The following is a 13392-nucleotide window of genomic DNA, read 5'->3' as shown; positions in this document are numbered from 1 at the left end:
GGAAGAAGAAATGAATTTTATATTAGGTAATGGGGAAAGTCTTATTTCAGAACAGACACCTAAAAGATTGAATATAAACCCCAAAGAATTAATATATTCATATCAAGAGGTTGCTGAAAGATTATATGATGAGATTTCAAATATTATAAATATATCTGAACAACTTCCTCCATTTGCAATACCTAATAATGAAATTGTTTTTTCTCTTATTTTACATCCTTCTTATTTAGCAAAATCATATTTTCCTAATAAAATTCTAGAATATTTAAACTTTAAAATTATAGGTAGTAAAGAAGTATTATGTAGCCCCATTAAAAATTCAAAAAGTAAAAATGCTAGAGAAATAGAACCAACTATATTATATTATATCTCTACTACGATTGATAATCTTAAAATCACACAAGATTTATTATTTAATATTGAAGATGAAAAATTACAAGATGAATTTGTAAGAATTGAGGAAGTAAAGCCATTATTAGTTAAAGATAAAATTAAAATAAAAGATATAAATGAAGTTAATGATGAAGTAGAAATTATTTTACATGCTTCTGAAAAAGAATCTTCAAGAAAAACTGCATTAATGGATTTTGCTAAACATATAGATGATAATATTAAACTTGAATATGAAAAAAGCATTGATGGGATTACTTTTATAAATTTGAAAATTTCAAATAAAAATATTGAAGAATTGGCAGAGTTTAGTTATATACGTGCTATACGAAAAGTTCCAAGATTAAGAAATATTAATTTAAAATCACATGAAAAAATCAAAATTAATATTCAAGATTATTCTATTGATACGACTTTTTTAAATAAAAATATTAAAGTTGCAGTACTTGATGGAGGATTTGTAAATAAAGATGGTTTTTTAGGACAACTAGTCAGGTATACAGATTTATTTACTAATGGAGAAGATGAAAATTTACTTTTACACGGTACACAAGTTACTTCATCTGTTTTATTTGGTCCGATTAAGGATAAAATGCGATTACAACCATATTCAAGAGTTAATAATTATAAAGTTTGCGATCCTCAATTAAATATATATCAAGTTTTGGAAAGAATTGTTGATGCAATACAAAGTGATAATCCAGAATTTATTAATATAAGCTTAGGACCAGCTGGTGAGATAGATGATGATGATGTTCATCTTTGGACATCAACTTTAGATAATATTTTTTCTTCTGGTAAATATTTATGTACAATTGCAATTGGCAACGAAGGGGAAACTGATTTTCCTAGAATAAATGTTCCTTCTGATAGTATTAATGCTTTAGGAATCGGTGCATCAACTTCTGAGGATTTTACTGGGTGGGAAAAGACTAGTTATAGTTGTGTAGGACCTGGACGAACTCCAGGTTTTATGAAACCTGATGGTATAGCATTTGGGGGCACAGATGAAGAACCATTTTCTGTAATATCAAATGGTTCAATTTATTCGGTTCAAGGTACAAGTTTTTCATCTCCTTATGTTTTAAGAACAGCAATAGGAATTAAATCTATTTTTGGAGAAGAATTGACTCCAGCTGCAGTAAAAGCTTTATTAATTCATAGTACTTTTAAGAATAATTATTTAAGTAAAGATGTAGGTTGGGGTAAGTTTTTTACGGATCCTATAAAAGTAATGTCATGCAATAATAATGAGATTAAAGTATTATATCAAGGTAAAATCTCAAGAGCTAAGCAGTATAAAGCAATTATACCTTATCCTGAAGGAGGATTTACTGGTAAAATAGATATTGCTGCAACATTTTGTTTTTTTACTCCTGTATCTGCTGAGCATCCAACAAATTATTCAACCAGTGGACTAGAAGCAGTATTTTATAAAACAAATTCAAATCATAAATTAAAGCCTGTGAGTGAATTCTTTAGAGTTTCAAATAATTATACAGATGGAACTCATATTAATGAAACAGAGCTAAGAAGAAATTTCCACAAATGGGAAACAACAGTAAAAGGTGAATTATTAAATAAGCAAGGAGCATCAATAATTGATCCTTATTTTATCATTAAGCATAGTACTAGAGAATCAACAGGAGCTTCGAGTAGTAAAAAGAGTGAGTTGTCTTTTTCTTTAGTAGTTACTGTTACTTGTCATCAGATGAATAATTTGTATAACTTAATTGAGAGTAAATATACCATGCTTAAACCTATTCAACCAAAAGTACAATTACAAATTTAAAATAGGTATTGTGATATGGCAATAAGAAAAATTAATAAAAGCCATATTTCAGTAACTGGTTTTTTTTCAAGTTATAAAAATAAAAGGCAAATAAATTTTGAATCAAAACTTGAACATGATTTTTACTTACTACTTGAATTTGATAAAACTGTTAAAAGTTACCAAGAACAACCTTTTAAGGTTTATTATATATATCAAAATATAAAAAGAAGATATACTCCTGATACATTAGTAAATTATATTGATGGTACACAAAAAATATTTGAAATAAAACCAATATTTAAAATACAAAATGATATAGAACTTCAAGAAAAAATTGAATTACAAAAACAAAAAATCAAAGAAGAAAAAAATTTAGAATTATGTATTTTTACAGAAGCAGATATCGATAAAATTTATTTGGATAATATAAAGATAATATACAATTTTGCATTTATTAAAGAAAATAAAGAAATACAAGATAAAATCAGAAATGAATTTTTTAAATTAAATATACAGATAGCAATAAAAGAATTATTAGATAAAATAACAAATAATCAATCTGATAGGCTAAAGTATATACCATATATTTGGAATTTAGTTTTTAATAATACTGAGTGTATTGATTTTACAAAAAAGATTACAATGGCTTCAATAATTAATCCCAAAGGATTAAAATGAGTAAATTAAGAATTAAAAGAAATGAAAAAGTTTTTTACCAAAATGAACAATATAGTATTATAAAAATAATTGATTTTTATTCTGTGCGAATTCAATCTATAAAAAATCCAGATACTAAACTTGAAGTACTTATTTCAGAACTATCATTAGAAGAAAATACAAATAGTATTTTACTTGATAATATTACCGATGAAGAATGGGCAATAGCAGAAAAACGATATGAAATTATAAAAGATTTACTTTTTGTAAGTAGAACAAAGCAAGAAGTTATAGATTTAGCAAAAGAACATAATATTGCATATACCACAGTTTATAGATGGATTAAACAATATGAAGAAAATGAACAAAAAAGTTCATTGGTACCAAATACAAAAAATAGGGGTAAAAAAGGAAGTAGATTAGACCCTAATGTTGAGTTAATTATTGTAAATATAATTGAAGAGTTATATTTAAATAAACAAAGATATAGTTTAAATAAAATATTTAGAAAAATAAAACAACAATGTCAAGCTGAAAATGTAGAATTTCCTCATGAAAATACAATAAGAAATAGAATTAAAAAAATTGACCCAAAATTGGCTCTAAAAAGAAGGCATAGTTCTCGTAGAGCAAATAGAGAATTTGGTAATTTTGAAGGACAATTTCCTGATGGTTTATGTCCTATGGATGTAATTCAAATTGACCATACTCCATTAGACATAATATTAGTTGACGAAAAATATAGAAGACCTATAGGAAGACCAACTCTTACTTTAGCAATTGATGTTTATTCAAGAATGATTGCTGGATTTTACTTATCATTGCATTCTACAGGCTATTTTAGTGTAAATCAATGTCTATACCATACTTTTTTGCCTAAGAATGAATTTTTAAAAGAACAAAATGTTAAAGGAGAATGGAGTATTTATGGAATACCTAGAATAATTCATGTAGATAATGGTGCTGAGCTAGTTGGATTAGATATGGAAAGAGTTTGCTCCGAATTAAATATAACATTGGTTAAAAGACCTGTTGGTGAGCCTCAATTTGGTTCTCATGTTGAACGTTTTTTCTCAACACTAAAGAATGAAGTGCATAATTTACCAGGAACAACTGGTTCAAATATAGAAGATAGAGATGGATATGATTCTGTAAAAAAAGCATCATTTAGTTTAAAAGAACTAATTCGATGGTTAACACAATATTTTATACAATATCATAATAATTTTCATTTAGGTATTAATAATACTCCTGCAAAACAATATGAAATAGGAATTTTTGGAGATGATGAAAATATTGGTGTTGGACAGCTACCTGATATTCTTGAAGATAAAGAAAATATAAGAATTACGTTATTACCTGCAATTTATAGAACTATTCAAAGAGATGGCATCACACTTGATGGACTTAATTATTATGGAGACGTGTTGCGTCATTGGATTAATAGAAAAGATGAAAAAGGAAATAAGCTAAAATTTAAAATAAAAAGAGACCCATTAAATATTAGAAAGATATATTTCTTTGACCCTGAACTTGAAGAATACTTTGAAATTTATTATAAAAAAATAGAAGCCCCTGAAATGACACTATGGGACTTGATTAGTGCAAAGAGATATTTAAAAGAAAAAAATATAGAAAATTATAATGAAAATGATATTTTCGAAGCACATGATATTTTAGAAAAAATTGAAGATGAAGCTGTATCAAATACAAGAAAAGCAAAATTGCGTAAAACAAAATCTCTTAAAATGAAAGATGTAAAAGAATCTAAAAAAGTTGAAGATAAAGCTATTCAAAAAGATAACAGTTTAGATGATTTATTTTCAGATATTAAATTATTTGATATTCATAAGAAATAAAAAGGATTAAATTTGGATGACATTCAATTAACAGCTGAAACAAAAGAAATCCTTTTAAAAACTGATGAAGAAAGATTAGAATATATTTCAAAAACATATTGGATAGATTATCCTACAGCTTCTGATATTTTACAAAAAATGGAAGATTTAATTAGATATGAGAAAGGTAAACTACGGGTTACAAGTATTTTATTAGTTGGTTCAAGTAATAATGGCAAAACATCATTACTTGAAAGGTTTAAAACATTACATAAAAATTATGATTTGAATCTTTGTACTATAGAAGAACAAAGAGAAAAATATTTTAGTGAATATCATGCAACAGGAATGCCAGTAATCTATATAATTGCACCAACAGAGGTAACAGAAGGAAGATTATATTCTGAAATTTTAAGTACACTTAATGCTGAATATAAAGAAAGAGATACAACGGCAGCTAAAAAGAAATTGGTTGAACATTATTTTCATAGTTTGAATGTTGAAATGTTGATTATAGATGAGATACACAATATTTTAGGTGCTTCTCCACTTAAACGAAATGCAATGATGGATACAATTAAAAATTTAAGTAATCAATTAAAGATACCAATTGTTTTATCGGGTACAAAAGATGCTTTAAGAGCTATTAGTACTAATAGTCAAATAAGCAGTAGATTTAGACCAATGTATTTAACAAAATGGAAAATGAATAAAGATTTTATTACTTTGTTAGCAACAATTTTAAGTATGCTTCCTTTGAAAAAAAAGACGAATATTTTAAATAAAAATACAGCACAATTTATACTTGAAATGTCAGAAGGGTATATAGGTGAAATAATAAATTTATTAAAAGAATCTGCTATATATGCAATAAGAACAGGAAGTGAACAAATAACAATAGATGAACTTAGAAATTGTGATTTCAATAGTTTAAAAAATGTTCATAAAAATGAGAGTTTAAAAGATATATGATAAAGAAAATTAAAAATCCATTGATTGAAAAATCAAGATTTTTAATTATTCCTGAACCATTTAAAGGTGAGATTTTTTCTTCATGGTTTGCTAGATGTGCATATGCTCATAAAACCCATCCAAGAACATTTTGGCATTTACATTTTCCAAAAGACAAATTTATTTATACTCTAAGCCAAAATATTGATGCTACTGTATCTGATGAAATTCTTCAAATATTATCGATAAAAACATCATTTAGTTTTTCTAAATTAAGAAATATGACAATGAAATCGTATGATGGATTTTTACAAGAAGAGATAATTAGTAATGGTAATAATAAATTTCTAACAAATTATAGGTTTTGTCCTAAATGTTTGAAGGAAGATAAAATACCTTATTTTAAAAAAGAACATAGAGTTGTATTTTCAACATTTTGTAAAAAACATAAATGTTATTTACAAGATAAATGTCCTAAATGTCAAAGTCAAATTTCAGTACTTAAAATGTTTAATAATGAATTATCCTATGAGTATTGTTGTAATTGTGGTTTTAAATTGGCAAATAGTGATGTTAAGTATATAAAAAATAAATCTAAGTATGAATTGAATTGTAATTTAATAAATATTTTGAAAAAAGGTTACATTCAATTAGAAGATTATTATATATATTCATTTGTATTTTTTGATATTATCTCACATATAAGTAAGTTAGTATTATCATCAAAAAAAACCATAATTAATGGTATTGAAAATAAAATATTAAAAAAAATTTCTAGAAAGAATTTTTTAACTAGCAAAAGTTCTTTTTCTCAAATATCAATAAAAGAACAATATATATTATTTACCATAATTCTATCAATATTTGAAAAATTTCCGAAAAAATTTGAATTATTTATAACTCAAAATAAATTATCAAATTTTGAAATGATTAGAGATATTAAGGTAGTTCCATATTGGTATGAGAAATCAGTTAATGAAATATCTCCTAAAATAGTTTATCTTGCAAGAATGGTAAGTGAAAAAGAAATATTAAATGCAATAAAATATTTAAAGAAAAACGATATATTAGTCAATCAAGCAAATTTGACAAAACTTTTAGGTTATAATTTTTTTAGTTCCTATAATCAATTAAGAAATTTATTGAAACAATTTACTATGGAGTAAATATACTATTTCTTATTGTTATTTTTCTTATTATATTCTTCTCTGATTTTTTCTATCACACTTTTGTAATCTATTTTTTCTAAATTATAAAGAACATCATCAACCCAATGATATAATAGATATTCTTCTTCAATTTTTTTTACATGAGCTTTTTTATACATAACTAAATCATATTCCATACAAACATATTCTCTTAAGTCATCATAGGATTTACATTCACCTATATAATAACTTATTATATCTTGCACAATAGTTTCAGTTAGTTGAAAATCTTCCTCATTTTGATAAATAAAAAACCATGTTGATATTCCTTGCCATGACTTATCTAGTTCAATTTCAATAATAAAGATATATTTATTATTGTATAAAAAATCTCCATACAAGTAATTTCTATTCTTTTTTGATGAAAGATAATATTTTGTAGAAATATTATTCTTACTATTTTCTTTTGGAGTTATAGTAATTAAATCGGATATACTAATAGCTTCAACTCCAGTTTCTTGTGAAAGAAGATTAAAAAGTATATAAAAATCATTTACGTTAAATATATTAATTCCATTATTTTCACTTTCTCCATAAAATGAATAAACTGATTGAACTAATTCATTAGAGCCACTAGATTCTGAATTTTCAAAAGTTGGATTAACGATGTCATCTGTAAATTCAGTTGCCATTTCAGCTTCTGAAATTTTATAAATATCTTCAATCTTAATTTCAATATTCTGAGTATTTCTATCTTTTTGAGCTATGTCACCATCTAAGTTTATAGTGTAACTAGAAGAGGGCACTCCAGTTTTTATAGTTTTTTCAATTTTATTAGATATTTTCTTTTTAAATCTTTTTTTATTAACAGGAATATCGATTGAAATAGAAGATTTACTAGATTTTGAAGTAAATTTCTCTACATGAATTTTATTAAAATTAAAGGATGAAGAATCATTAAAGATATCAAGTACCAAAATTTTTGGTTTAGGATGCTTATTTAAGATTATATATGAAGTATCAATTTCAAACTTTTCTTTTGTTGGGAAATTAGCTTTTATCTGACCAAAATGTTTAACTTTATCTTGAATACTTTTTTGGTTTATAAAATAGTTTAAATTATCTTTAGCATCTTTATTCTCTAAAAATCTACATATAAATGGATAATCTCTTTTTGCAGCTGTAGGACGTACTGAAATAAATACTGTATTACCATCTTTATAAAATTTTTTATCTTCACATAGAGATGAAAGAGAATTGACAAATATTGCTTTTTTCATTGAAGAAGAAAGAAAATAAAATCTATTAGCGATAGTATAGGTTGGTATTATTAATTCGAACTTATCAAAATCAAATGAATAACAATATTGTTTTAGATAAAAATGTTTTAGATAATCATAAGTAACTAAATTTAAATCAGACTCACTAATTACTTCTTTTAAAGTTTTTATTTGTAATTCATTTGAAGTATCAATAGTAAAAGTTGCTGATTTAATTAAAGTATTTTTACCAATAGTTTTATTGCCTTTATAAACATTACCTATCTTATATCTATATCTTAATAATTCAGGTGGAATTAAAATTGTCGTATAAAAATTTGTTTTAATATCTTTAACTAAAACTTTGTAATAGTAAGGATAGCCAGAGTAATCAATGTCTAATATAAAAATGATTTCATATGAAGTATTAGGATTATCATTAAAAAATTCAAGTATAGGTTTATCATTCTTCATTTTCTAATCTTCCAAACTTTCTTGAGTATAAATCTTCATAGAGGGAAATTCTAAAGCACAAAGTCTAGGATTTGGTAATTTCTCTTTATTTTTATAGAAGCAACCTAAATCAATCCCACAAGAATAATTATTTAATAATGGCTCTTGAAAAATTGTATGACCATACACATTAAATATTTCTTCATTATCATAATTTTTCCATCTACTCCATTTAACAAAATGATTAAACTCTTTAATGTCATCTACATTTATACTATTTCTTAAATTCCATACTTTTCCAACAGTTGAATGGGAAACAACTAAATATCTATTGTCTTCTGTTTTATAATCTTCATATTCTATATAATGAGGTAAACTTTTTAAATATTCAATATGTTCATAAAACTTTTCTTTTGAAGAATATGAATTTAAAGTATCTTCTCCACCACATTTAAAAAGCCAATATCTCAAATCTTCATGGTATATATCATTTTCAAGGTGAGAATGATAAAGTATCATCATTTCATCATGATTACCTAATACACAATCATAATTATTGTTTTTAACAAATTCAATAACATCATGAGTATTTTTACCTTTATCAACTAAATCACCAACAAAAACTATTTTAGAGTTTTGTTTATTTGGAAATTGGTCTATTAGAGCTAATAAGGTTTTATAACAACCATGAACATCACTTATTATATATATTTGTTTCATTATAAATTTCCTTTTTTATTTCTATCAAAAAAATATTTTACTATTCTCTTTTTGGGATTGTGTGGTTGGAAATGATAATTTAGTAAATCCTAGAGAGCAGTTTTTTCTAAAAAGATTTTATATTTTGAATATTAAAAATTATTCTAAAATACCTAACTTTATAATTATATAGTAGTTTTAGAAAAAATTAAAAAATATAACAATTTGAAATAAAATCAACTATAATTCAAAACTTTAAATATATAAGGAAAAACATTTGAAAAAAATACTATTACTAATAACTCTTTTATTAACAACAATATTCGCAGAATCATTTAGTGAATCAAAAAAACTGTTAAAAGAAATATATAAAGACCATCAAACAACTTTTTATTGTGGTTGTAAATATAATCCTCTAGATAAAGATAATATGATTGATAGAAATAGTTGTGGTTATGTTCCAAGAAATGAACTAACAAAAAAAGGTAAAGAGAATGAGAGAGCCAATAGAATAGAGTGGGAACATATAATGCCTGCTGAAAACTTTGGAAGACATTTAGCTTGTTGGAAAGATGGTGGAAGAAAAGCTTGTTCTAAAGACCCTATATTTAATAAAATGGAAGCTGATATGCATAACCTTGTTCCTGCTATTGGTGAATTAAATGCTGATAGAAGTAATTTTAGATATGGAGCAGATAAACCAAAAGTTGGAATGTATGGTGAGTGTAAATTTGAAGTTGATTTTGATGTTAATAGAGCTTATGTAAGAGATGAAATAAAAGGTGATATAGCAAGAGCATATCTTTATATGAGTAAAACATATAATATTAATTTATCTGACCAAGAAAGAAAACTAATGGAATCTTGGGATAAGCAAGACCCAATAGATGAATGGGAAATTGAGAAGAATAAAAGAATTGAGAATATTAAATAAGGGTTAGGAATAGTGGAAGATTTTCAAAATGAAATAATAGGCTTTATTGTTGTTGCTATTGTTGTGATAATGTTAGCTTTTTATGAATCAAAAATAAAAGAAAAAAATAAAGTAGATAAGAAATAACTCTTATCTACAGATAGTCTCACAAGGAATACCGTCTTTATCTCTATCTAGTCTTGATACTCCACACTCTCTTAGATAAAACATTGCTTCTTTACAACTTTTCATCTCTTTACACGTTTTTTTACCTTCACACTTGAATTCTTGCTTTACTTCTGTTTTTTGCTTTTTTGTTTCTGCTGAGAAAAGAGATAATGTAAGCGCAATTACTATTAGAATTTTATGCATAGAATAATCCTTTTCAATTGATTATAGCATTTTGATTGTTTATTTCTAATATTATGTTTGTAAAATGACTTTTCTTTAATTTTTGAAAAACAAAGCTAAAATTCGTATAATAACCAATTAAAAAGTAGTATTTTTTATTGGAGATGACATGACTCTGATAAAACTGATTTTGCATGTTGTTGTACATTTTAATTAATTTAATTTATTACAAAAACTTTTGATGAATTCCAAAAGATTATAAATTTAGTTTCAATTTTAAAAGAAAACAAAAGAGTCATGTCATTAGGTATTTTAGTAAACATAATATATTAAATTATATTGTTTAAACCACAGCACGTTGAATTATGTAATTTAAAAACCTTACTTTTCGGATATGCTCCAAAAATTAGATTTTATAAAACTTGTGTTTATAACTCATCTTTGTATCAATTTTTATATACATAGTATTTTAATATATGTAACAACAGGTTTATCCCGATATTGCTTTAATATACATACATAGATAATATACAGTAATCACTTAATATATACATAAAAATTATAGTAAAAAATCAAAATTGGTTGAAAAAATATTTTTAAAAGTTTTATATTTACATTATGTTAGAGTGTTTTGCTAATATTTCAATATAGACATTTTATATATTATTTATTTATTTTTTTAGGCTAACTTATATATAATGTATATTTAATAAATAGTTGTATATAAAAAATAAGGTAATAAATGAATAAAACAGAACTATCAATATCAAAAAATCTTGCTTCTTATGCAGTATATAAAGAATTATATGATTCTAAAAAAGATAATTATGATATTATTATTGAATTTATAAAAAGTTCAATTAAAACAAAAAAGTTATTGAGATTTACAGCACAAGATATATATTTAAATTTGAAAGAGGATTTTGATTTTGAAATTCCAGAATCAATAATTAGAACAGCTTTAAAAAGATTAAGAGCAGAAAAGTCAGAAGGTTACTATAGTATAAGCTATGATGCTAGTAGTGAAAATCTAATTGTGGATAATAAACAAGAAAAAATTATTGAAAACAATGAACACATAATTGCAAATTTATACTCATATATAGAAGGGAAGAATCATAAAACACTAATACAAAATGATAAGGATGAGATTTCACAAAGCTTTAGCTCATTTTTATTAAATGAGAATGGCTTTGAAAATAAATTTTATGAAGATATTAGTAGTTTTATAATATCAAATCAAAATAATTTAGAATTTAAAAAACAATTAAATATTATCAGAGAGGGTGTGATTTTATATTCAGGAGTGAGGTATGGCGAAATCACACAAAAAAGAAAAGAACTAGTTGATTATTTAGTAATTTATTTAGACACTGAAATATTATTTCATTTTGCAGGTTATAATGGAGAACTGTATAAAAGTTTATTTGAAGATTTTTATAAACTTGTAAAAGAAATAAATTCAAGCAATAGAAAAATATTTTTTAAATATTTTAAAACAACTGAAGATGAGATTAATGGATATTTTAAAAAAGCTGCATACCTTTTAGATAAACCAACCAAAATCGATCCTTCAAAAACAGCAATGAATAGCATTATTGAAGGATGTTCTAAAGGTAGTGATATTATTTCAAAAAAAACTAACTTTTTTAAATTATTAGAAACTTATAATATTGATATTGATACGACAGAAAACTACATAACAGATAATACTTATAAATACAACCTAATAAGTCAAGATTTATTACAAGATTTAGAAAAAAATACACCCTATGAAGAATATGAAATAAGTAATTCTTTAAATAAATTAAATTCTATTAATATATTAAGAGCAGAAAGATGTAACAATAGTTTTTACAATATTGGGTATATTTTACTTAGTGGAAATTCAAAAATTTTTAAAATTGCATGGAATCAATATCTCAAAACACAAGGAGAAGTACCTTTAGTTACGCATTTGGATTTTTTAATAAACAAATTTTGGTTAAAGCTAAATAAAGGATTTGGTAATACTAATTTTCCAAAAATATTTGACGTAATTACAAAAGCACAAATAGTATTATCAAACAATATTAATAATAATGTACATAAAAAATATTCTGAATTACAACAACTAGTACAAAATGGCAAAATAGATAAAGACGAAATTATTGATACAATTATTAATTTAAAATCTGAAGTTAAACAACCTGAAGAAATATCACAAGAGAGTTTGTCAGATATTTTAGATACATTAAGTATTAAAGATATTGAGAAATATAAATATGAAAAAGACAAATTTAAGAATAAAGCTGTTAAAAGTGAAGAAGAAAATGCAAAACTAAAAAATGATATTAAGTCAATAAGAGAATTAACAGAAGAACAAAAAAAAGAGTTACTAGAAAGTAAAAATAGTGAACTAGAAGCATTAAAAAAATTAAAAAAAATTGCAGATGAAAACTCTAGTAAACAAATTGATAGGTATAAAACTATTTGGGGTAGTTTAATTATCGGATATTATGTATGCTTTTTTATCTTTATTTATAACTTTGAGTGGAATATTATGGAGCAATGGGCATGGATATTTGGTGCATTTCCAATTGTTGCGTCTCTTCTATACACTATACTTTATGAAAGAAAATTTGATATTCTTAATCATTTATCTAACAAAAGGGAAAAATACATTCAAAGAGAATATAAAATATTGGAATTAAATGTTAACAAATTATCTCAATTAGAAATAGATGTACAAAATATACAACAAAATATAGCACTAAATAGGTAAACAAACGTTATATTAAAAAGATAATATTATGGCACGCAATAAAAATACTATAAATGGAATAATTGATAAATATGTGAACAAGAACGATTAAATGGAGGAGAGGTCAATTATTAAAATGAATTTAAAGGTACATTGAATATCGGTTATCAAGAAATATAATCAAATAAATGGGCTAAAAAGTATCCTGTACTGGTT

10 protein-coding genes are annotated in these 13392 nt (G+C 24.2%); 7 read left to right on the top strand and 3 right to left on the bottom strand.

Annotated elements, in window-relative coordinates; genetic code table 11:
- The first annotated feature begins 10 nt into the window (after positions 1-10).
- From B0175_RS02655 to B0175_RS02635, 5 genes are read left to right on the top strand one after another with little or no spacing between them, the layout of a single operon-like run.
- Positions 11-2182, top strand: a complete 2172-nt coding sequence (locus B0175_RS02655) for a S8 family peptidase (RefSeq protein ID WP_108527159.1) — start codon at positions 11-13, stop codon at positions 2180-2182.
- 15 nt (positions 2183-2197) lie between these two features.
- Entirely contained in the window at positions 2198-2842 is a 645-nt protein-coding gene (locus tag B0175_RS02650; protein ID WP_108527158.1) for a TnsA endonuclease N-terminal domain-containing protein, read from the top strand.
- Positions 2839-4680: a Mu transposase C-terminal domain-containing protein gene (locus tag B0175_RS02645; RefSeq protein ID WP_108527157.1), complete on the top strand. Its 1842-nt coding sequence runs from the start codon at positions 2839-2841 to the stop codon at positions 4678-4680. The genes B0175_RS02650 and B0175_RS02645 overlap by 4 nt, the downstream gene beginning before the upstream one ends.
- 12 nt (positions 4681-4692) lie before the next feature.
- Positions 4693-5631 (top strand): TniB family NTP-binding protein, encoded by a 939-nt coding sequence (locus B0175_RS02640; RefSeq protein WP_108527156.1) that lies wholly within the window; start codon positions 4693-4695, stop codon positions 5629-5631.
- Positions 5628-6776, top strand: a complete 1149-nt coding sequence (locus B0175_RS02635; protein ID WP_108527155.1) for a TniQ family protein — start codon at positions 5628-5630, stop codon at positions 6774-6776. The genes B0175_RS02640 and B0175_RS02635 overlap by 4 nt, the downstream gene beginning before the upstream one ends.
- A 5-nt stretch (positions 6777-6781) precedes the next feature.
- Here B0175_RS02635 and B0175_RS02630 read toward each other — a convergent pair whose 3' ends face one another.
- Positions 6782-8491 (bottom strand): hypothetical protein, encoded by a 1710-nt coding sequence (locus B0175_RS02630; RefSeq protein ID WP_108527154.1) that lies wholly within the window; start codon positions 8489-8491, stop codon positions 6782-6784.
- A gap of 3 nt (positions 8492-8494) precedes the next feature.
- On the bottom strand, positions 8495-9190 hold the full coding sequence (locus B0175_RS02625) for a metallophosphoesterase (RefSeq protein WP_108527153.1): 696 nt from the start codon (positions 9188-9190) through the stop codon (positions 8495-8497).
- Between the two features lie 256 nt (positions 9191-9446).
- Between B0175_RS02625 and B0175_RS02620 the strand changes: the two genes are divergently transcribed.
- Positions 9447-10103 carry an endonuclease gene (locus B0175_RS02620; protein WP_108527152.1) on the top strand — a complete coding sequence of 219 codons (657 nt, stop codon included), beginning with the start codon at positions 9447-9449 and terminating at the stop codon, positions 10101-10103.
- A 129-nt stretch (positions 10104-10232) separates the two neighbouring features.
- Here B0175_RS02620 and B0175_RS02615 read toward each other — a convergent pair whose 3' ends face one another.
- The gene (locus tag B0175_RS02615; RefSeq protein ID WP_108527151.1) at positions 10233-10454 is read right to left on the bottom strand and encodes an excalibur calcium-binding domain-containing protein; all 222 of its coding nucleotides are present in this window, start codon (positions 10452-10454) and stop codon (positions 10233-10235) included.
- A 721-nt stretch (positions 10455-11175) separates the two neighbouring features.
- Between B0175_RS02615 and B0175_RS02610 the strand changes: the two genes are divergently transcribed.
- Positions 11176-13197 (top strand): hypothetical protein, encoded by a 2022-nt coding sequence (locus tag B0175_RS02610; protein ID WP_108527150.1) that lies wholly within the window; start codon positions 11176-11178, stop codon positions 13195-13197.
- The last annotated feature ends 195 nt before the right edge of the window (positions 13198-13392 follow it).

Source organism: Arcobacter lacus, from assembly GCF_003063295.1.
GTDB lineage: Bacteria > Campylobacterota > Campylobacteria > Campylobacterales > Arcobacteraceae > Aliarcobacter > Aliarcobacter lacus.
Note: the sequence above shows the minus strand (reverse complement) of the source record. Positions and strands in the feature narration are given on the sequence as shown.